Raw genomic sequence first — 19,907 nt, forward strand, 5'->3', positions numbered from 1 at the left:
CGGATGCTTCGCCTCCTGCTCCTGCGCCACGCGAAATCCGACCGTCCGCCCGGTGTCGCCGACCTCGACCGACCCCTCAATCCGCGCGGTCGGCGCACGGCCCCGCTCATGGCGCGCTATCTCGTCGGCGAGAACCTGCGGCCGGACCATGTCGCCGTCTCGCCCGCCCGGCGAACGCGGGAAACCTGGGAGCCCGTCCACGCCGCCCTCGGTGGGCCGGACGCCGTTCTCGTTCCCGAGATCTACGAGGCGCCCGAATCTGCCCTCCTGTCGGTGATCCGCGCGGTGCCGGCCACGGCGCGCTGCCTCCTCATGGTCGGCCACAATCCGGGATTCCAGGACGTGGCCCTCGATCTCGTCGGGTCCGGGCCGCGCGCGGCGCGCGGTCGCCTCGCCACTGGTTTTCCCACGGGCGCCCTCGCGGTGATCGATTTTGAAGTCGCGGCCTGGAGCGAGGTCGGTCCCGGTCTCGGACGCCTGGAGCGTTTCGTCGCCCCCCGTGACCTCGACGCCGAGGAAGCCGCCTGAGGCGCGCCGCCAGCGGAATTGAACCGTTGTCGGGCCAAGTCGTTTCCCCCGTCCCTGGTCAAGCTTTACGGGCGTCGTGCTGCTGGCATCCCTTCTGGTCCTGACGACCCTGGTGCCGTCCCTCGCGGGCGGCGTCGAGGCGGTGCGGCGCGGCCTCGACGCGGGCGTCCGAGGTTGGCCCATGGCGTCGATGGTTCCGGAGACCCCGCGCTTCGTCGCCGAGGTGCGGGCCGTGTCGAACTGGCGAGGACAGGCCGGGGACGCCCTGCATCCAGCGTCCCTGGCGCTCGCCGCCCGCTTCTCCGCGACGGAGCCAGCCTTCGTCGCCCGCTGCGTCAAGCTCAACAACTACTGGTGCATCAAGTCGGCGCGGTGGTCGGGCGAGATCGGGGCCGATGCCGAGGGCCATACGGGCTTCGCCACGGCCGCCGACGGCGCCGATGCCGCCGCGAGCCTGCTCCGGCGCTACTATCGCGACTTGAACCGACGCACCGCCCTCGCCATCGTCCGCCGCTGGGCCCCGGCCGAGTGCCGGGCGGCGGCACCGTCCCCGACGGCGCGGGTCTCAACCGCCGCGCGGGTGTCGCCGGCGCTGGCGCCGCGCGGTCTCGGCGGGACGCTGCGGGCCCGCTTCCTCGCCCGCAACACCCGGGGCGGACTACCGCGCCGGGCGGTGGCGTCGAGGGGCGGCCCCCTCAGGGTCCAGCCCTGGTCGCCCCTGGCACGGATGGGCAGGCGGGCGCTCCCCTCGACGCCCGTGGCCACCGCCTCGGCCAAAGCGCAGGACAAAGCAGCGACGGTATCAACGGTCACGTCGCGCCACGCCCTTCTGGTGCGCCCCTCCGAACTCCTCGTGAAGCCCTCCGTCGTCACGGCCAAGCCATCCGTCCTCCTCGTCGATCCCGGTACCGTGCTGGGCAACGCCACCCGGGCGGTGGAGAGTGCCACCGCGCAGTTGCAGAAGCGGCTGGTCGCGGAATCCGCAGCCCTGCCGCCCCTCGCCGCCGGGCTGCGCCCCCTCGATCTCAGCGTGCCACCGCCCCTCTGCGGCAACGACGAGGTACGCATCCGCAACTACGCGGCGCGCATCGCCAGCAGCGTCGGCCTGAAGATCGAGGACGACCTGAAACTGTTCGGGCCCGACGGGCGCCCTCAGCCCGCCCTGCGCGCCGTGATGCTCGCCATGTCGAGCGTCGAACTCGGTGCCCTGCGAGCCGCCCCCGCCCTCGTGGACGCGGCCATCGCCCGCCTCGATGCCGGTACCCTCGCGGCGCTGGCAACACCGTCGTCCTCCGAGACGCGGACTCCGTGACCGGCGGCCTTGCGGGCCGGCCGCCCCGGCGCCAAGTCAGGCTTGCGCCAGCCTGGCTCATGCAAGCCCGGCTCACGGACGTCCCGTCCGCTTTTCCCTATCGTCGATCGAGTCGCCCATGAATAGCTTTGCCGCGCGTGCGGGTTCCGCGGTCAAGGCATTCGCCGAGGCGTCGAGCGACCTCCTGATCCAGCCGACCCTGCGTCTCGGCGTCACCGGTCTCGCCCGCTCGGGCAAGACCGTGTTCACAACAGCCCTCATCCATCACCTCGTCGAGGCCCACGCCCTTCCGGCCTTCGCGCCGGCCCATGAGGGCCGCCTGCGCCGCGCCCGCCTCGTGCCGCAGCCCGACGACGACCTGCCGCGCTTCCCCTTCGAGGAGCACGTCGCGGCCCTGACGGAGGACCGTCTGTGGCCGCGCTCCACCGACCGGATCAGCCAGTTCCGGCTGGCCATCGAGTACGAGCGCAAGGGCGGCTGGCGCTCGGGGCCGGGCACCCTGATGCTCGATGTCGTCGATTACCCCGGCGAATGGCTCCTCGACCTCGCGCTGATCGATCAGAGCTATACGGCGTGGTCGCGGGCCACCCTCTCGGGCACGCGCCGCAGCGGCCGGGCCGCCATGGCCGCCCCATGGCTCGACACCCTGAAGGGCCTCGACCCCAAGGCGCCGCTCGACGAGATGGTGGCCGAGCGCGCCAGCACCGCGTTCAAGACCTACCTGGCGGCTCTGAGGGCCGGCCCCGAAGCCGTGGCGACCACGCCGCCCGGTCGCTTCCTCATGCCGGGCGATCTCGCCGGATCGCCGGCCCTGACCTTCGCGCCCCTCGATAACCTCACGGATCCCCTCGATCCCGGCAGCCTCGCCGGGCTGATGGAGCGGCGGTTCGAGGCCTACAAGGCCAAGGTGGTCGAGCCGTTCTTTCGCAACCACTTCCAGCGCGTGGACAGGCAGATCGTCCTCGTGGACGTGCTCGCCGCCGTCGATGCTGGTCCGGCGGCCCTGGCCGAACTGGAGGAGGCGCTGGATTCCGTGCTCCTCAGCTTCCGCATCGGCCGCAACACCCTGCTGTCGCGCCTGTTCGCGCCCCGGGCCGAGCGCATCCTGTTCGCCGCCACCAAGGCGGATCATCTTCACCAGACGAGTCACGACCGCCTCGACGCGCTCCTGCGCCTCCTCGTGTCGCGCGCCATGCGCCGCACGGAGGCCGCCGGCGCGCGGGTCGGCACCGTGGCACTGGCCTCCGTGCGCGCCACCCGCGAGACCACGATCCACGATGGCGCCGAGATTCTTCGTGCCGTCTCGGGTACGCCGGAGGCCGGCGAGTCCGTGGGCGACGAGACCTTCGACGGCCTCAGCGAGGCCGCGATCTTTCCAGGCGAACTCCCCGACCGCCCCGAAGCGGTGCTGGAGGGCGCGGTTCCGCCGGGGTCGTTGCGCTTTCCCCGCTTCCGGCCGCCGCTGATCCGGCCCGACGCCCTCGGGAGGCCCGGACACCTGCCGCAGATCCGCCTCGACCGGGCGATGCAATTCCTCCTCGGCGACAAGCTCGGTTAAGCCCCATGACCTCCTCCCCACCGCCGAACCGCCCCCGCGCCTTCCGCATCCCCGCCGCCGAACCGGCCGGGTCCCCCGAAGGCATTGCGGCGCCGCCGATTCCTCCAAGCCAAGTCCGCATCGTCGAGGAACCATTCGAGATCGTGGAAGCCGCCGACGGGACGCCGGTGCCGGTGGCGCCGAAGGCGCGCGCGCCCTGGGCCTCAATGTTCCTCATCGCGCTTGGCGGCCTCGTCTCCCTCGGCGTCGGCCTTTCCATCGAGCGCCTCATCGCCGATCTGTTCTCCGCCGCCCCGTGGCTCGGCACCGTCGCGTTGGTGCTCCTCGGCATCGCCGCCCTCGGGCTCCTCGGCCTCGTGGCGCGCGAACTCTCGGGGGTCTGGCGCGAGCGCCGGATCGAGCGGCTGCGCGCGAGCGCCGTCGAGGCCCTGGCGAGCCGCGACCACAGCGCGGCGCAGGCGGTGGTGCGAGATCTCAGCGCCCTCTATGCCGGACGGGCCTCGCTCGCGGCCGGTCGGGCGCGCCTCGACACCCTGGGTGACGCCATCCTCGATGTCGACGACCGCCTCGGCCTCGCCGAGCACGAGCTCCTCGCCCCCCTCGACCGGCAGGCGCGGCAGGCCATCGCGACGGCGGCGAAGCAGGTGTCAGGCGTCACGGCGCTCAGCCCCCGCGCCATCGTCGATGTCGCCTTCGTGGTGTTCTCCGCCGTACGGCTGCTGCGCCGCATCGCCACCATCTACGGTGGACGCCCCGGCTTCCTCGGCTTCCTCCGGCTCGCCCGTTCGGCGCTGGCCCACCTCACGGTGACGGGCGGCATGGCGGTGGGCGAGAGCATGATCCAGCAGGCACTGGGCCTGGGGCTCGCCGCGAAGGTTTCGGCGAAGCTCGGGGAGGGCGTCCTCAACGGCCTGATGACGGCCCGGTTCGGCCTCGCGGCCCTGGCCGTATGCCGGCCGCTCCCGTTCGTGCGCGAGGAGGTGCCGCGTCTTTCCGACGTGGCCGGTGCCCTGTTCCGCTCATCCGAGGCGGACGGACGCGACGTCAGAGATCCTTCATGAACCCGGCGAGCCGCATCAGGCCCTCGGGCCAGGGCCCATGGCCGGACGCGACGTTAATGTGGCCAGATTCGCCGGCATCGACCACGACGCTCCCCCAAGCGGCCGCGAAATCCTCCGCCCGGTCATAGGCGCAGTACGGATCGTTGCGACTCGCCACCACGAGGGACGGGAAGGGAAGGGGCTCGCGCGGCACCGGGGCGAAGGCCCTGACGCTCGCCGGCAGGTTCGGCGTGGTCTCGACATCGGGAAACGCCACGAGGATCGCGCCGCGCACGACGCCGGGGGGGAAGTCGGAGGCGGCCTGCACCGTCGCGACGACGCCGAGGCTGTGGGCGATGAGGAGCACCGGGCGGGTGGCCTCAGTCACCGCCGAGACGATGCGGGCGCGCCACGCCGGAGCGTCGGGATGGTGCCAGTCGTCCTGCTCGACGATGCGCCCCGTGGACAGGCGTTCGGCCCAGCGAGCCTGCCAGTGGCCGTCTTCGGAGCCGGCATAACCCGGCAGGATGAGGATGTCGCAATCGCCGATCTTCATGGTCGCCTGCGATAACGCCTTCGCCCGGACCCGTCGAGACGTCACATTCCGTCGCCGAGAGGATCGGCGAAGGCGTCGACGGCGACCCCCGCGAGATTGGCGCTCGCGAGGCTTTCCGCCATCCGAGTCCCGTGGGCGCGGGCCAGGCGCGGCAGGTCGGCGATGACCGCCATTCGCTCCCGTGCCAGGGCGAAGGCGTCAGCGAGGGCGATCGGCCGGAAACGAATCGCCTCACCCGGCCGGCGCTGGGCGACCCGCCGCAGATCGGCGGAAATCACGGTGGCGATCTTCGGATAACCGCCCGTGGTCTGGCGATCGGCCATGAGGACGATGGGCCGACCGCTGCCCGGCACCTGCACCGCCCCCATGACGGTGGCGTCCGAGACGATGTTGTAGCCGTGCCGCCCATGGGCGAGGGCAGGGCCGTCGAGCTGAATGCCCATTCGGTCGGCACGGTGGGACACGGTGAACGCGGCCTCAGCGAAGATCGCGAGGGCCTCGGGCGGAAAGTGGTCGTCCTGCGGCCCCAGGACCACGCGCACGGGGGCCTCGCCGTCAAGGGGCAAAGGATCCAAGGATGCATGGATGCCGGGCGGGCTCTCGCCGCCCGGAGCGCCGATCCCGTCGAGACGATCCCCGACGCGCAGGACGCGCCCGTCGAGACCGCCGAGGCCGGCCCGCTGATGCAGGCTACGGCTGCCGAGGATTTCCGGCACCGCGAACCCGCCCGCGACGGCGAGATAGGCGTAGACGCCCCGGCGCGGCGGCTCGACAACGAGGCTCGACCCTTCCGTTAGAAGGAACGCCCGGTGATCCGGCACCGGCACGCCGTCGACCCGAAGCACGCAGGGCGCACCGGCGAGTGCCAGCCACGCCTCACCGCCCTCCTGTCGGAAGCGCCCACCGCCGAGGCCGAACTCGATGGCCACGGTTCCGGTCGGGTTGCCCACGAGGACATTGGCCGCCGCGAGCGCCAGGGCGTCCATGGGGCCGGAGGCGGACAGGCCCTGGCGCTGGTAGCCGCGCCGGCCGGCATCCTGCAGGCTCGCCGCGCCTGTGCAGGCAAGGACTGCCAGGCGCCCGCTCACGCCGCCACCTCGGCCACGGGGTCGCCCGCCGCCGCCGCGCGGTCGAGGGCATCCCAGCGGGCGGGATCGGTCGGCACGAAGCGGATGCCGTCACCGGGCTCGAACAGGAACACCGGATCGCGTCCCGGCAGGAACGCCCGGACGGGTGTACGGCCGAAAAGGTGCCACCCGCTCGGGGCCGCGATGCTGGCGACGAGGGCCTGGACGCCGCCGATGGAAATCGTCCCGGCCGGCGTCGTCGGGCGGGGGCTCGACCGACGCGAAAGCGCAAGACCCGGATCGAGGCCGTCGAGATAGGCGTAACCGGGGAGGAAGCCGATCATCACCACGCGGTACTCCGGCGCGGCATGGCGTTCGATGACGGCGGACGGGCTCAGGCCGTGATGGGCGGCGACATCCGCCAGATCAATCCCGAAGTCACCGCCATACATCACCGGTACCTGCCAGACCCGCTTCGGTGGCACGGGCGGCGCCGGGAGGGCGGCGAGGGTTCGGACGGTGGCCTCCAGGCGCGCCGGATCGACGAGGATGGGATCGAGGTGGAGCGTCAGGGAGCGATAGGTCGGGACGGTCTCGACGAGGCCGGGACAGTCCGCATCACGTAGGCGGCCGTCGAGGGCAAGGACGCGGGCATTGAGGGCAGGGTCGATCCGGTCGCCGAACTCGACGGTCAGGGCCGTATCGCCACACCAGAGCAGGCGGATCGCCGGAGGGCTCACGTCGTCGACTTTCCGTCGGGGGTAGAATCTTCCCAACGATAGAGGGGTGGCGCCCATTCGGACACCACCCCTAGACGGTTCAGATTGTTTTCGCTGCCTTCAATGAACGGGCGATGTCGGACGCTCGCCGGGCGTACCCTGGGTGTCGGTTCCCGCCACCCGCTGAGCGGCGGCCTGGAGATTATCGGGATCGAGCGCGCTGGCGACGAATTCCCGGCCGCGATGGGTCACGTCGCGGGCGTAGCGTAGGCCCTGGTCGCGCACCTCGTCGGCCCAGGGACCGACAGTCTCGTCCTCCTGGCGGGTCCGGGGCAGGAGCGCGCCGAGGAGGAGCCCGGCGGCGAGGCCGACCACGCCGACGAGCAGGGGATTGTCGGTGACGAAATCTTCCACGGCCGAGCGCCCTTCGCGGAACCGCTCGGACCCGCGCTCACCGAGATCGTCGAGCCGGCGCCGCCCATCATCGTAGACGTGGGAGGCCCGCTCGCGCAGGTCGTGGGCCGTGTCGGCGACCTGGGCGCGAACGGTCCCGACCGCGTCGGCGGCTCGGTTCGTGAGATGGTCGGCGGCCTCGAGGGCCTTGTCCCGGAGGCTCTCCGTGCCGGATCGAAGGTCGTCCGTCGTCGACGCGCTGTGGGGTTGCGGGACGTCGTCATAGTGTCCGCGCGGCATGCCGGCCGACAGGGCGATGTCGTCCGGCAGGGAACGGGGCTCGTCGCCGGGCTTGGGGGAATGGGTCATGGGTGGCTCCTGAAGGGCGGGGCCCGCGTGTGGGCCGGAACGGGTCGGGTTCAGATCTGGGTCGTCTCGCCGAGATCCCTCGTCGGGTGGCGCGTCGGAAGGTCGGGATCGTAGACCCGGTCGGCGCCGGTCTGGACGACGGGCAGGCTCTCCTCGGCGAGGCGAACCCGGCGCCGGGCCGCCGCCGCGGAAGCGGCCTCCGACGACATGCGGTGGAGCAGCCAGCCGACCCCGGCGGCGATGAGCAGCACCGGCACCGGATTGCGACGCACGGCGTCGAGCGCCCCGTCATAGACACCGCTCAACGGCGTGCGACGGGCATTGCCGAGCATCTCGTCGACGATGCTCGACACCGAGAGCCGCTCCTGGATCTGGTCGATGGTCTGGTCGAGGCGGGCGCGGCTCGCCTCGATGTCCTTCTCGAGTTCGTTCAGCGATCCGCTCATCCGGAAACCTTTTCAGACAGGACGCGGGCATCCTGGCGGACCTGCCGCGAGGTCCGCACGGGGGCGAGCGCCGAGAGCGACATGGCGTTGCGGCCGACAAGGGCGAGGATGACCGCGACCACGAGAAGCACGCCGCCGACGATGAGGGCCGCCAGGGCTTCGGAATGAACGACGGTGGCGAGCCATTTCACGAGGGCGTCCACGAGGACGAACAGGGCAACGACGCCGAACACGGCGGCGCCCACGAGGAGCCCGAGACCGACGAAGAGCGAGCGGACATTGCTCGTCATCTCGTTGCGGAAGAGGGCGATCTCCTTGCGGGCGAGTTCGTTGGTCTCCCGCAGGGCGTCCCCGATGAGGCCCTGGATGCTGGATGGATTCGGGTTCGACATCGTCGCCGTTCCCTAGAGGCCGTGATCGCGGCGCAGACCGGGCGGCGGCACGTCGTTGAGTGCGCCCTCTCGGAATGATGCGTCGCGCACGTGCACGTCGCGGGAGCCGACGGTTCGGTTCTGCGGCAGGCTCGACGACTTGATGAAGCGCGCTACCACGAACCCCGTCACGAAGGTCGCCACGGCCACGGCCACGGGGGCGCGGCGGGCGATGGCCTCGGCATCCTCGTAGAACTCTGCAAAGCTCTTGTTCTCGATCTGGGTGCCGAGGTGCTCGAGGCCCTCCGCCGCGCTGTCGAAGAAGGCGCGGATGTTGGGGCGGTCCTCGAAGGTCTTGCTCGAATCCCTCACGGTGCGGGCGAGATCGGTCACCGACTGAGCGGCATCGCCCTTACGGCGGTCCACGTATTCCTGAGCATGCCCGCGAGCCGCTGCGACGAACCCGCGCCCGCGCTCAACCGCCACATCGGCAATCCCCTCAACATCCCCACGCAGGGCCTTCCAGTCGGCTGCCTCACGATCGGTGGATGATTCCGGCGCCTGTGATCCTGTGGGATGACTCACGTTCACGATGTTACTCCTCGACCCTGCTCGATGTCGCTGTTGCCGCAGTTCAACAGTCACCGTCGAGGCAGGGTTCCGCAGCGGCGACGCGTGTCAGGCTCCGTTCAGGCCAAGGTGTCTAAACAGCGCAAGCTTCGCCGGGGATCGCGACCATGATGACAGGTTCAGGATTGGAAACGCGGTCGTCCACCGGCCGTGCGCTTGGGACCGGGCCGACCGTAATTTGCCGTGAGACGGGCAAAACCGCCCCTTGACCGGGATAGGCTTAACGCGCTTGGCTGCAACCAACGGATCGCGCTCGGCTTCCGCGCGTTCACCCACTGTAACAGTCTGGTCGCGCGCGATCCCCGCGCCGCCCTGAGGACCGGAGCCGGCTTCGTGGCACGTCTCGTCATCGTATCCAACCGCGTTGCAGTCCCCGAGGAAGGGGGCAAAGCTGTGGCGGCCGGTGGTCTCGCCGTCGCCGTCAAGGAAGCCTTCACGGCCTATGAGGGGTTGTGGTTCGGCTGGAGCGGCAATGTCGTCGAGAACCCTTCGACGGAGCCCACCCTCATCGACCGGGGGCGGGTTCAGTATGCCGTGGTCGACCTCTCTCCCCAGGATCACCGGGAATATTATAGCGGGTTCGCCAATCGCGCCCTCTGGCCGATCATGCATTACCGCCTGGGGCTCGGCGCGTTCTCGCGGTCGGACTATGCCGGCTACCAGCGCGTGAACCGCACCTTCGCCCGTGCCCTCGCCGACCTCATCCAGCCCGACGACATCATCTGGGTGCACGATTACCACCTGTTGCCCCTCGCTTCAGAGCTGCGCGGCCTCGGGATCGCCAACCCCATCGGCTACTTCCACCACATCCCGTGGCCGGCGGCGGACGTATTCAACACCCTGCCGGCGAGCAACGACCTCCTGCGCGGCATCGCCGATTACGACCTCATCGGGCTGCAGACGGATCCCGACGTCCACAACCTCACCCGCAACCTCATCGACGAGCTGCGCGCCATTCCCCTCGGGGGCGGCTCGCTGATGGTGGACGGGCGCCGCACCCGCATCCGGAGCTTCCCCATCGGCATCGATGTCGCGGGCTTCAAGGAAGCGGCGGAGAATGCCGGCTCTAACCGGACGGTGCGTGAGACGATGGCCGGCCTGCGCACTCGCAAGCTCCTCATCGGCGTCGACCGCCTCGATTATTCGAAGGGCGTGCCCGAGCGCATGGAGGCGGTGGAGCGTTTCTTCGCCTCGAACCCGGACCAGCGCGGCAACGTGGTCTACCTGCAGATCACGCCGAAATCCCGCACGGAGGTTCCCGAGTACGAGGAACTCAGCCGGGAGGTGAACGAGACCGTCGGCGAGATCAACGGCGCCCTCGGCGAACCGAACTGGACCCCGATCCAGTATGTGACCAAGCCGTATCCGCGCCCCGTCCTCGCCGGTCTCTACCGCGCCGCCCGGGTCGGCCTCGTGACCCCCATGCGCGACGGCATGAACCTCGTCGCCAAGGAATACGTCGTCGCCCAGTCCGACGAGGACCCCGGCGTCCTCGTTCTGTCGAAGTTCGCAGGCGCGGCCCGGCAGCTGCCCGAGGCGATCCTCGTCAATCCCTACGACCGCTTCGAGGTGGCCGAGGCCATCCGCACCGCCCTCTACATGCCGCGCGGTGAACGCCTGGAGCGCTGGAAGCCGATGGTCGAGCGCATGACGCGCGAGGACGTCGATTGGTGGGCCCGCAACTTCATGACGGATCTGGAAAACTTCCGGACCGTCGAGCGCGAGCCGCCCCGTACGGCGGCGGCTGCGGAATAAGTCTTGCTGATCCACACGGGCGGCCGAGGCCCGTCTGGCTCACTCTTTCGCGGACCACCGTGTGACTGACAGCATGATCGGCCTCGACGACGGCGTGCCCGCGCCGCTCGGGGCCCACTTCGACGGCCGCGGTGTCAATTTCGCGCTGTTCTCCCAGCACGCCACCGCCGTGGACCTCTGCCTGTTCGAGCCCGGCGAACGCCTCGAAAGCCGCCGCATCCGGCTGCCCTGCCGCACGGACGACGTCTGGCACGGCCACCTGCGCGGGGTGTTTCCGGGCCAGCTCTACGGCTACCGCGTCCACGGGCCGTGGGACCCGGCGCATGGGCACCGCTTCAATCCGGCAAAGCTCCTCCTCGACCCCTATGCCCGTGAGATCGAGGGCCGCATCCGCTGGCACGACGCCCTCTACGGGCATCGTCGCGGCCTTCAGCGCGAGGACCAGATCGACCGGCGCGACAGCGCGGCCTACATGCCGCGCGGCGTGGTGACCGCACCGGAAGTACCCAATCTCGCCGTCAGTCCCGTACGCCGCCCCCTGTCGCAGACGGTGATCTACGAGGCCCACGTCAAGGCCCTGACTCAGCTCCATCCCGAGGTGCCGGAGGCCGCACGCGGCACCTACGCGGCTTTGGGCCATCCGGCGATCGTCGAGCACCTCCTGCGTCTCGGCATCACCGCCGTCGAACTCCTGCCGATCCAGGCTTTTGCGGACGACCGCTTCCTCGTCGACAAGGGGCTGGTGAATTTCTGGGGCTATTCGCCCTTGAACTACTTCGCGCCGGAGCCGCGCTACCGGGGCCCGGCCGGCATCGGCGGCCTCAAGGCGGCGATCCGGGAACTAGCGGCGGCCGAGATCGAGGTGTTCCTCGACGTGGTCTACAACCATACGGCGGAGGCCGATCATTCCGGCCCGACCCTGTCGTTCCGGGGCATCGACAACGCGAGCTACTACAAGCTCGAACCGGACGATCCGCGCCGGGAGATCGACTGCACAGGCTGCGGCAACACCTTGAACCTCGACCACCCACGGGTGATGCAGCTCGCCCTCGACTCCCTGCGCCACTGGGTGACGGCCTACGGGATCGCCGGCTTCCGCTTCGACCTCGCCACGAGTCTCGGCCGCACGCCACACGATTTCACGCCGAAGGCCGCCTTCTTTCAGGCCGTGGCCCAGGACCCCGTGCTCTCGCGGGTCAAGATGATCGCCGAGCCCTGGGACATCGGCCAGGGCGGCTACCAGCTCGGTGCCTATCCGCGCGGCTGGAGCGAGTGGAATGATCAGTTCCGCGACAGCGTGCGGGGCTTTTGGCGCGGCGACCGGGGCGTGCTGCCGAAGGTGACGCAGGGACTTTCGGGCTCGCGCGAGATCTTTTCCGCCTCCGGCCGGACCCCGCTCGCCAGCATCAACTACGCCGCCTCGCACGACGGGTTCACCCTGGCGGACGTCGTTGCCTACGAGGAGAAGCACAACCTCGCCAACGGAGAGGACAACCGGGACGGCCACGGCCACAATCTCACGCGCAACTACGGCGTCGAGGGGCCGACGGACGATTCCGCGATCCTCGGACTGCGCGCCCGCCAGAAGCGCAACATCCTGGCCACGATCTTCCTCGCTCAGGGCATCCCCATGCTTCTGATGGGCGACGAGCGATCGCGCAGCCAGGGCGGCAACAACAACGCCTACAATCAGGACAACGCCACGAACTGGGTCGATTGGGAGTTCGACCCCGATCCCGCCCTCACGGCCTTCGTCGCCAACCTCACGCGCTTGCGTCGCGAGCAGCCGGCCCTGCGCCGCCGCGACTTTCTCCACGGCGACCTCGTGGAGGACGGCCCCTTGCGCGACGTCCACTGGCTGTCGCCCTGCGGCGCGGAAATGGACGGCAGCGCCTGGGCCGATGCGGGCCGCCAGGCCTTCGGCATGCAGATCGGCAACGACCTGCCCGACGCCGACCGCCTCCTCATCCTCGTCAATGCCGCCGAGAGCCCGTGCGACTTCACCTTCGCCCCAGTCATCGACGGCCCCTGGAGCCTCGTGTTCGACACCACGCGGGCGACCGGCATGGTTCCCGAGGGTCGGGCGTTGTTTCCGGCTGGCGCGCGCCTGCGCCTCGATGCCCATTCGCTCTACGTTCTGCGGACGCGGCCGGCTACGTACGGGCGATAGACACCGCGCGGGTCCCGCCCTGTGGAAACGTCGGTGTGTGCGCTTACAGACACAGAGTCCCGATAGACCGCGACGCGATGGAACAAGAGCGCGGCCGATCGCCTTCTGAAGGGTCGGCGGCCGCTGTCCGCCGGTTGCCCCTCACGAGATCACGAAAGACGAACCGCGATGCGGCGAGCCCATGCGATGGCCTTCGGCAGTGAGGCGGGACACGACGGGGTGCGCTTCGCCCTGTGGGCGCCGACGGCGAAGGATGTCGTTCTGGTGGTCGACGGCACCGACCATGCAATTCCCGAGGCCGGGGACGGCTGGCGCCGAGTGACGCTGCCCGGGACCCGGGCCGGCGCCCGCTACGGCTTCCGCATCGACGGCGACCTCGTGGTGCCTGACCCCGCCTCCCGCTTCCAGCCCGACGACGTCTCGGGTCTGAGCGAAGTGATCGATCCGCGCGCGTTCGATTGGACCGATGCGAGCTGGACCGGCCGCCCGTGGGAGGAGACGGTCCTTTACGAACTGCATGTCGGCACGGCGACGCCGGAGGGCACCTACGTGGCCCTCGAGACCAAGCTCGAGGACCTGCGCGACCTTGGGATCACCGCCATCGAGCTCCTGCCGCTCGCCGACTTCAAGGGCACCCGCAACTGGGGCTACGACGGCGTGCTGCCCTACGCGCCGGACAGCGCCTATGGCCGGCCCGACGACCTCAAGCGCCTCATCAACAAGGCGCATTCGCTCGGCCTGATGGTGTTCCTCGACGCCGTCTACAATCACTTCGGCCCGGCGGGGAACTATCTCAACGCCTACGCCAAGACCTTCTTCACCGAGCGCCATCAGACACCGTGGGGCGCCGGCATCAATTTCGACGGGGAGACCAGCGGCCGCACGGTGCGGGATTTCTTCATCGAGAACGCCCTGTACTGGCTGGAGGAATACCACTTCGACGGCCTGCGTTTCGACGCCGTCCACGCCATCCTCGATGACTCCGACAAGCACTTCATCGGCGAGCTCGCCGAGACGGTACGCGCCCGTCTTCCAGGCCGTCACATCCATCTGGTGTTGGAGAACGAGGCCAACGAGGCGAAGTGGCTGGAACGCAAGGCGGATGGCCAGCCGGTGCAGCACACGGCGCAATGGGCCGACGACCTGCACCATTGCTGGCACGTGCTGCTCACCGGCGAGGAGGCCGGCTACTATGAGAGCTTCGCCGACAAGCCAGTCGTGCACCTCGCGCGCTGCCTGTCGGAGGGTTTTGCCTATCAGGGCGAGCCGTTCCCCAGCCTCGACAACCATCCGCGCGGCGAGCCCTCGGGCCACCTGCCGCCCTCGGCCTTCGTCACCTTCCTGCAGAACCACGATCAGGTCGGCAACCGGGCGCTCGGCGAACGCCTCTCGGCCTTGTCCGACCCTGCGAAACTCGCCCTCGCGCGCGCCGGCCTGTTGCTGAGCCCGCAGATCCCCATGCTGTGGATGGGCGAGGAATGGTCGGCGAGCGCGCCGTTCCTGTTCTTCGTTGATTTCGCGCCGGACGAGGAGCTGAACAAGGCCGTGCGCGAGGGGCGCCGGCGGGAGTTCAAGAATTTCGCGGCCTTCGCCGACGACACCTCGGTGATCCCCGATCCGACGGCGGAGACGACCTTCGCGGACTCGCGCATCAATTGGTCGGAGGCCGACCGTGCGCCGCATCGCGGCGTGTGGGCGGACACCCGCAACCTGCTGCAGATCCGGCATCAGGCCGTCGTGCCCCTGACCAAAACCGCCTATCGCGGTGCCACCGCCACCTTGCCGCGCCCCGACGCCGTGGAATGTACCTGGCGCTACGAGGGCGGCTGGCTGCGCTTCGTCGCCAATTTCGGCGATGCGCCGCTTCAAACGCCGCGCGGCGGCGGCCAGATCGTCTGGTGCAACGGCGCCGACGTGGTCTCCGGAGAGACCATCGAACTCCCGTCCTGGACGGGCATCTTCCTGACGGGTGTGAACTGATGAGCCGCGACCTCGAACGCCTCGCCGACCTCCTCGGCGTCGCCCCCGGCTACACCGACGCCTTCGGCCAGCCCGTCGAGACGAGCCTGGAGACCCGGGCCGGCATGATCGCCGCCCTCGGGTTTCCCGTGGGCACCGAGGCCGAGATCGCCGACAGCCTGAAAATCGTCGCCGAGGTCCGCGAGGGTTTGGTTCCGGCACTTCTGCCAGTGGAGGCACGCCGCGCCACGCGAATCCCTCTACGGATCACAGGCAGCGGCGGTACCCTGGCGTGGCGCCTCGTCGACGAGCGCGGCCATGCCCGCGAGGGTCGCGTCGCCGTCGCGGGATCGGGCGAGGCCGGCTTCGAATTACCGCCCCTGACGCCGGGCTATCACCGTCTCACGGCGGCCTTGGGCGAGCACCGTGCCGAGGCGTGGGTGATCGCGGCGCCCCAGCGCTGCTGGCGTCCCCGCGCCTATGCCGACGAGGGTGCCCGCGACTGGGGCCTTGCCGCCCAACTCTACGGCCTGCGCTCGCCGGACAACCTCGGCATCGGCTCCTACGCCGATGCCGGCCGGGCTGCCCGCGATGCCGGTCTGCGCGGTGCGTCGTTCCTCGGCCTCAGCCCGGTCCATGCCCTGTTCGCCACCGACCGCACCAAGATCTCACCCTATTCACCGTCCTCGCGCCTGTTCCTCGAGATCCTGTTCATCGAACCCGGTGTTCTGCCGGGCTTCGTCGGCTCGAAAGCCGCCGACCTCCTCGCCTCCATGGGCGCGCGGGTCGAGGCCCTGCGCGAATCGAAGCTCGTCGATCACGCCGGCATCTGGGGCGTGCTGTCCCCGGTCCTGCGCGCCCTCTGGCAGGAATCCGCCGCCCGAGACGGCACGGATGCGCGCTTCGCTGCCTTCCGCACCGCCGGTGGCGAGGATCTCGAAGCCCACGGTACGTTCGAGGCCCTGGCCGAACATTTCCAGGGCCAGGGCGCCCAGTGGCTCGGCGACTGGCCGGAGGAATTCCAGCGCAACGGCACCGACGCGGTGCGGGCCTTCGCAGCCGAACACGCCGAGGCCGTGACCTATCACGTCTGGCTCCAGTACCTCGCCGATCGCCAGCTTGAGGAGGCGTCCGAGATTGCCCTCGGCACCGGCATGCGTCTGGGCCTCTACCGCGACCTCGCGGTGGGCGCCGACCGCGGCGGCTCCGAGATCTGGTCGCATCCCGAGCGCTTCGCCAACGGCGTCTCTATCGGCGCGCCCCCGGATCTCCTCGCGCCGAAGGGCCAGGATTGGGGCCTGCCCGCCTTCCATCCCCTGGAACTCGAGCGCGACGGCCTCGCGGCCTTCCGGTCCCTCGTGCAGGCGAACATGCGCCATGCCGGCGCCATCCGCATCGACCACGCGTTCCAGCTCGCGCGGCTGTTCCTGATTCCGCTCGGTGCCTCGGCCCAGGCCGGCGCCTACGTCGCCATGCCCTTCGAGCCGATGCTGGCCGTGCTGCGCCTGGAAAGCCACCGCGCCAAGTGTCTCGTTATCGCCGAAGACCTCGGCACGGCGCCGGAGGGATTTTCCGACGCCCTGATGCAGGCCGGCATCCTCAGCTACCGCATCCTCGCCTTCGAGCGGGAGCAGGGGGCCCGGTTCAAGCCGCCCGCCGCTTATCCGCGCGATGCGCTCACCGCCATCACTACCCATGATCTGCCGACCTTCGTCGGCTGGTGGCGCGGCGTCGACACCGACACCCGGCAGGCGCTCGGACTCTACGATTCCGAGCGGGCCGAGGCGGAACGGCGCGAACGCGTCGACGAGCGCGCCCGCCTGACCGAGGCGCTGGCCTCCGAGCAGCTCCTGCCGACTTACGACGTGCCCGAGGCGGCCCCCTTCGAGGCGGCGGCACGCTACCTCGCCCGGGCGCCCTCGATGCTCACCGCCGTGCAGTACGAGGACGTGGTCTCGGAACTCTCCCAGGCCAACGTGCCGGGCTCGACGGAGGGCTATCCGAACTGGCGGCGCAAGCTCGACCGGACGCTGGAGGCCATTGCAGCGCCGGGCGGGCCCCTCGCCAAGCTCGCCGCCTCCCTGTCGGCTGAGGAGCGCGGTCCGCGCTCGGGCGCCGCGCGCCTCGCCTCGCCACCGCCGCGCGCAACCTACCGCCTGCAGTTCCATAAGGACTTCACCTTCGCGGACGCGGCGACGATCGTCCCGTATCTGGCGAAGCTCGGCATCAGCCACGTCTACGCCTCGCCGATCCAGAAGGCGCGGCCGGGCTCGACCCACGGCTACGACATCGTCGACCACGCCACCATCAACCCGGAACTCGGCGGCGAGGAGGGCTTCGTGCGCTTCTCCGAGACGCTTCATGCCGCCGGGCTGAAGCTGCTCCTCGACATCGTGCCAAACCACATGGGCGTCGGCGGCGCCGACAATCCGTGGTGGCTCTCCGTGCTCGAATGGGGCGGCCTGTCGCCCCACGCCGAGGCCTTCGACATCGACTGGTCGCGATTGGGAGCCAACAACAAGCTCGTGGTGCCCTTCCTCGGCGACCGCTACGGCGAAGCCCTGGAGAAAGGCACCCTTGAACTGAAGTTCGACCCTGAGAAGGGCGCCTTCAGCGTCTGGCACTACGAGCACGAATTCCCGATCTGCCCGCAGCAATACCCCACCATCCTCAACCGGGCGCTGGCGGCGTTGGGGGATATCGAGGACGCGGCGGCCCTGGAAGTGCTCGGTGTTTCCGAGCGCCTGCGCCTAATGGGGGAGGAGACGCATCCCGAGCGCCGCCGAGCCTTCCCGGCCGAGGCCGAGGAGCTGAAGGAACGCCTCGTCGAAGCCGTGGCGGCCTCGCCCGCCATCGCGGAGGCCATCGGCCGGACCCTGCGGCTTCTGAATGGCGCCAAGGGCCACCCCGACAGCTTCGGCCCCCTGCACCGCCTACTCGAGCAGCAATCCTATCGCCTCGCCCATTGGCGCGTGGCGGCGAGCGACATCAACTACCGCCGGTTCTTCGACGTGAACGGCCTTGCGGGCCTGCGCGTCGAGAAGTCCGACGTGTTCCAGCGCGCCCACGAGACGGTGTTCCGCCACATCCGCGAGGGCCGCATCGACGGTCTGCGCATCGACCACATCGACGGCCTCGCCGATCCGCAAGGCTACGCCCGCGCGCTCCAGGCTGCCGTCGGCCCCGGCTTCTACGTGGTGGTGGAAAAGATCCTGGAGCCCGGCGAGCGCCTGCGTCCCTGGCCGGTCGCCGGCACCACCGGCTACGACGTCCTGAACCAGCTCGACGGCATCCTGGTCGAGAAGGGCAAGCAGGCGGCGATCCGTGACCTCTACGAGGCACGCACGCATTTCGACGAGCCCTACAAGTTCATGCTCCGCGCGGCGAAGGCCGAGATCCTGGAGATCAGCTTCGCCTCCGAACTCGAGGTGATGACCTCCGACCTCAAGGCCGTGGCCGATGCCGACCGGCGCACCCGCGACTTCTCCGTCAACGCCATCCGCCGGGCACTCATCGAGATCATCGCGCGCTTTCCTACCTACCGCTCCTACCTGCCGGGCGACCTCGACGAGAGCGATGTCGAGGACGAGGACGTCCGCCTCATCGAGAATGCGGTGAAGAAGGCCAAGCGCTGGAGCGCCCTGCCGGACCGCTCCGTGCACGACTTCGCCGCCGACGCCATGCTGGGGCGCATCGACGTCACGGGGCCGGGCCGTCCCGATCCGGAGGTGATCCTGCGCTTCCGCCGCCGCTTCCAGCAGCTCACCGGCCCGGTGATGGCGAAAAGCCTGGAGGACACCCTGTTCTACCGGTTCTCCGAACTGCTGGCGCTCAACGAGGTCGGGGGCGATCCGGGTGAGTACGGCATCGACGCCGCGCATTTCCACGCCCTGCAGGCGGCCCGCGCCCGCGACTGGCCCAACGCCATGATCGCGACCGCGACCCACGACACCAAGCGCGGCGAGGATGCCCGCTCGCGTCTCCTGGCCCTCTCAGAGATGCCCGAGGATTGGGCGCGGGCCTGGACCCTGTGGCGCGAGCTCACGGAGCCGCACCTCACGGTCATCGACGGCGAAGTGGCGCCGGATGCCAACGACCAGTGGATGATCGTCCAGGCGATCCTCGGGGCGTGGCCCCTCGAATTGCTGGACCGCGACGAGCCCGGCTCCATCGACGACTTCCGCAAGCGCCTCGACGCCTACTCCGAAAAGGCCCTGCGCGAGTCGAAGCGCCGGTCGAGCTGGGTCAATGTCGACGAAGCCTACGAGGGTGCCGTCCACGCGCTCTTCGCCAAGCTCGTCGCGCCGGGCTCCGAGTTCCTCGCGCGGATGCGGCCCTTCGCGAAGCGTCTGGCCCATCTCGGCATGATCGCGGGCCTCGGCCGCACGGTGCTGAAGGCGACGCTGCCGGGCCTGCCCGACACCTACCAGGGCACGGAGTTCTGGGACTTCTCCTTCGTCGATCCCGACAACCGCCGGCCCGTGGACTATCCGGCCCTGGCCCGCTCCCTTGAGGAGGGGGGCGCCGCCGCAGATCTCCTGGCGCAGTGGCGTGACGGACGGGTCAAGCAGGCGACCCTGGCCCGTCTGCTCGCCGACCGTGCCGAGCGGCCAGCCTTCTATGCCGAAGCCGACTACCAGGCCCTGCTCCCAGCGGGCGAAAAGGCGGATCATGTCATCGCCTTCACACGTTCGGATGCCACGAGTGGCGCGGGCGACCTCCTCGTCGCCGTGCCGCGCCTTGTCTCCGGCCTTGTTGGGGATGCGGTCTGGTCGGGGGCGGCCTTCGCCGGCACGCACCTGCCGGTGGCGGCCGACAGCGCCTGGACCGACCTCGTGACGGGGGACAGCGTGAATGCTCCGGACGGACGGATCGAACTCGACCGCCTGTTCGCGCGTCTGCCCTACGCGGTCCTGAAACGGACGGGCTGAAGAACCAGAACCCTCCCCCCTCTGCGGGGGAGGGTGCCTGCAGAGCAGGCGGGAGAGGGGCGACCTCTCCGGAAATGGCGTTCCCCTCTCCCGACCCGCTTCG

15 protein-coding genes are annotated in these 19,907 nt (G+C 70.0%); 8 read left to right on the top strand and 7 right to left on the bottom strand.

What is annotated here, in order from left to right; genetic code table 11:
- Positions 1–3: 3 nt before the first annotated feature.
- From MFF01_RS10770 to MFF01_RS10785, 4 genes are all read left to right on the top strand, one after another.
- On the top strand, positions 4–528 hold the full coding sequence (locus MFF01_RS10770; RefSeq protein ID WP_238225082.1) for a SixA phosphatase family protein: 525 nt from the start codon (positions 4–6) through the stop codon (positions 526–528).
- Between the two features lie 76 nt (positions 529–604).
- A complete protein-coding gene (locus MFF01_RS10775; RefSeq protein ID WP_238225084.1) occupies positions 605–1,840 on the top strand; it encodes a hypothetical protein in 1,236 nt (411 codons plus the stop codon).
- A 118-nt stretch (positions 1,841–1,958) separates the two neighbouring features.
- Positions 1,959–3,398 (top strand): YcjX family GTP-binding protein, encoded by a 1,440-nt coding sequence (locus MFF01_RS10780; protein WP_238225086.1) that lies wholly within the window; start codon positions 1,959–1,961, stop codon positions 3,396–3,398.
- Between the two features lie 5 nt (positions 3,399–3,403).
- Positions 3,404–4,459, top strand: a complete 1,056-nt coding sequence (locus MFF01_RS10785) for a YcjF family protein (protein ID WP_238225096.1) — start codon at positions 3,404–3,406, stop codon at positions 4,457–4,459.
- Here MFF01_RS10785 and MFF01_RS10790 read toward each other — a convergent pair.
- The 7 genes from MFF01_RS10790 to MFF01_RS10820 all read right to left on the bottom strand — a co-directional run bounded on the left by MFF01_RS10790 (position 4,443) and on the right by MFF01_RS10820 (position 8,950).
- On the bottom strand, positions 4,443–4,994 hold the full coding sequence (locus tag MFF01_RS10790) for an RBBP9/YdeN family alpha/beta hydrolase (protein ID WP_238225098.1): 552 nt from the start codon (positions 4,992–4,994) through the stop codon (positions 4,443–4,445). The two genes, MFF01_RS10785 and MFF01_RS10790, sit on opposite strands and share 17 nt — an antisense overlap.
- Before the next feature lie 41 nt (positions 4,995–5,035).
- A complete protein-coding gene (locus MFF01_RS10795) occupies positions 5,036–6,082 on the bottom strand; it encodes a 5-oxoprolinase subunit C family protein (RefSeq protein ID WP_238225100.1) in 1,047 nt (348 codons plus the stop codon).
- Positions 6,079–6,801 carry a 5-oxoprolinase subunit PxpB gene (gene pxpB / locus MFF01_RS10800; protein ID WP_238225102.1) on the bottom strand — a complete coding sequence of 241 codons (723 nt, stop codon included), beginning with the start codon at positions 6,799–6,801 and terminating at the stop codon, positions 6,079–6,081. The genes MFF01_RS10795 and pxpB overlap by 4 nt, the downstream gene beginning before the upstream one ends.
- A 99-nt stretch (positions 6,802–6,900) precedes the next feature.
- Positions 6,901–7,542, bottom strand: a complete 642-nt coding sequence (locus MFF01_RS10805; RefSeq protein WP_238225104.1) for an apolipoprotein A1/A4/E family protein — start codon at positions 7,540–7,542, stop codon at positions 6,901–6,903.
- A gap of 50 nt (positions 7,543–7,592) precedes the next feature.
- Entirely contained in the window at positions 7,593–7,988 is a 396-nt protein-coding gene (locus MFF01_RS10810; protein ID WP_238225106.1) for a DUF3618 domain-containing protein, read from the bottom strand.
- Positions 7,985–8,380 (bottom strand): phage holin family protein, encoded by a 396-nt coding sequence (locus tag MFF01_RS10815; protein ID WP_238225108.1) that lies wholly within the window; start codon positions 8,378–8,380, stop codon positions 7,985–7,987. Before MFF01_RS10815 ends, MFF01_RS10810 begins: the two co-directional genes overlap by 4 nt.
- 12 nt (positions 8,381–8,392) lie before the next feature.
- On the bottom strand, positions 8,393–8,950 hold the full coding sequence (locus MFF01_RS10820; protein ID WP_373319728.1) for a hypothetical protein: 558 nt from the start codon (positions 8,948–8,950) through the stop codon (positions 8,393–8,395).
- Positions 8,951–9,322: 372 nt separating this feature from the next.
- Here MFF01_RS10820 and MFF01_RS10825 point away from each other — a divergent pair, with 372 nt between their 5' ends.
- The 4 genes from MFF01_RS10825 to MFF01_RS10840 all read left to right on the top strand — a co-directional run bounded on the left by MFF01_RS10825 (position 9,323) and on the right by MFF01_RS10840 (position 19,804).
- Entirely contained in the window at positions 9,323–10,744 is a 1,422-nt protein-coding gene (locus MFF01_RS10825; RefSeq protein ID WP_238225110.1) for an alpha,alpha-trehalose-phosphate synthase (UDP-forming), read from the top strand.
- 73 nt (positions 10,745–10,817) lie between these two features.
- Positions 10,818–12,914, top strand: a complete 2,097-nt coding sequence (gene glgX / locus MFF01_RS10830) for a glycogen debranching protein GlgX (RefSeq protein ID WP_238225129.1) — start codon at positions 10,818–10,820, stop codon at positions 12,912–12,914.
- A gap of 168 nt (positions 12,915–13,082) precedes the next feature.
- Entirely contained in the window at positions 13,083–14,894 is a 1,812-nt protein-coding gene (treZ, locus tag MFF01_RS10835) for a malto-oligosyltrehalose trehalohydrolase (protein ID WP_238225113.1), read from the top strand.
- Positions 14,894–19,804: a malto-oligosyltrehalose synthase gene (locus MFF01_RS10840; protein ID WP_238225115.1), complete on the top strand. Its 4,911-nt coding sequence runs from the start codon at positions 14,894–14,896 to the stop codon at positions 19,802–19,804. The genes treZ and MFF01_RS10840 overlap by 1 nt, the downstream gene beginning before the upstream one ends.
- Positions 19,805–19,907 lie beyond the last annotated feature (103 nt).

This window comes from Methylobacterium adhaesivum, assembly GCF_022179065.1.
GTDB lineage: Bacteria > Pseudomonadota > Alphaproteobacteria > Rhizobiales > Beijerinckiaceae > Methylobacterium > Methylobacterium adhaesivum.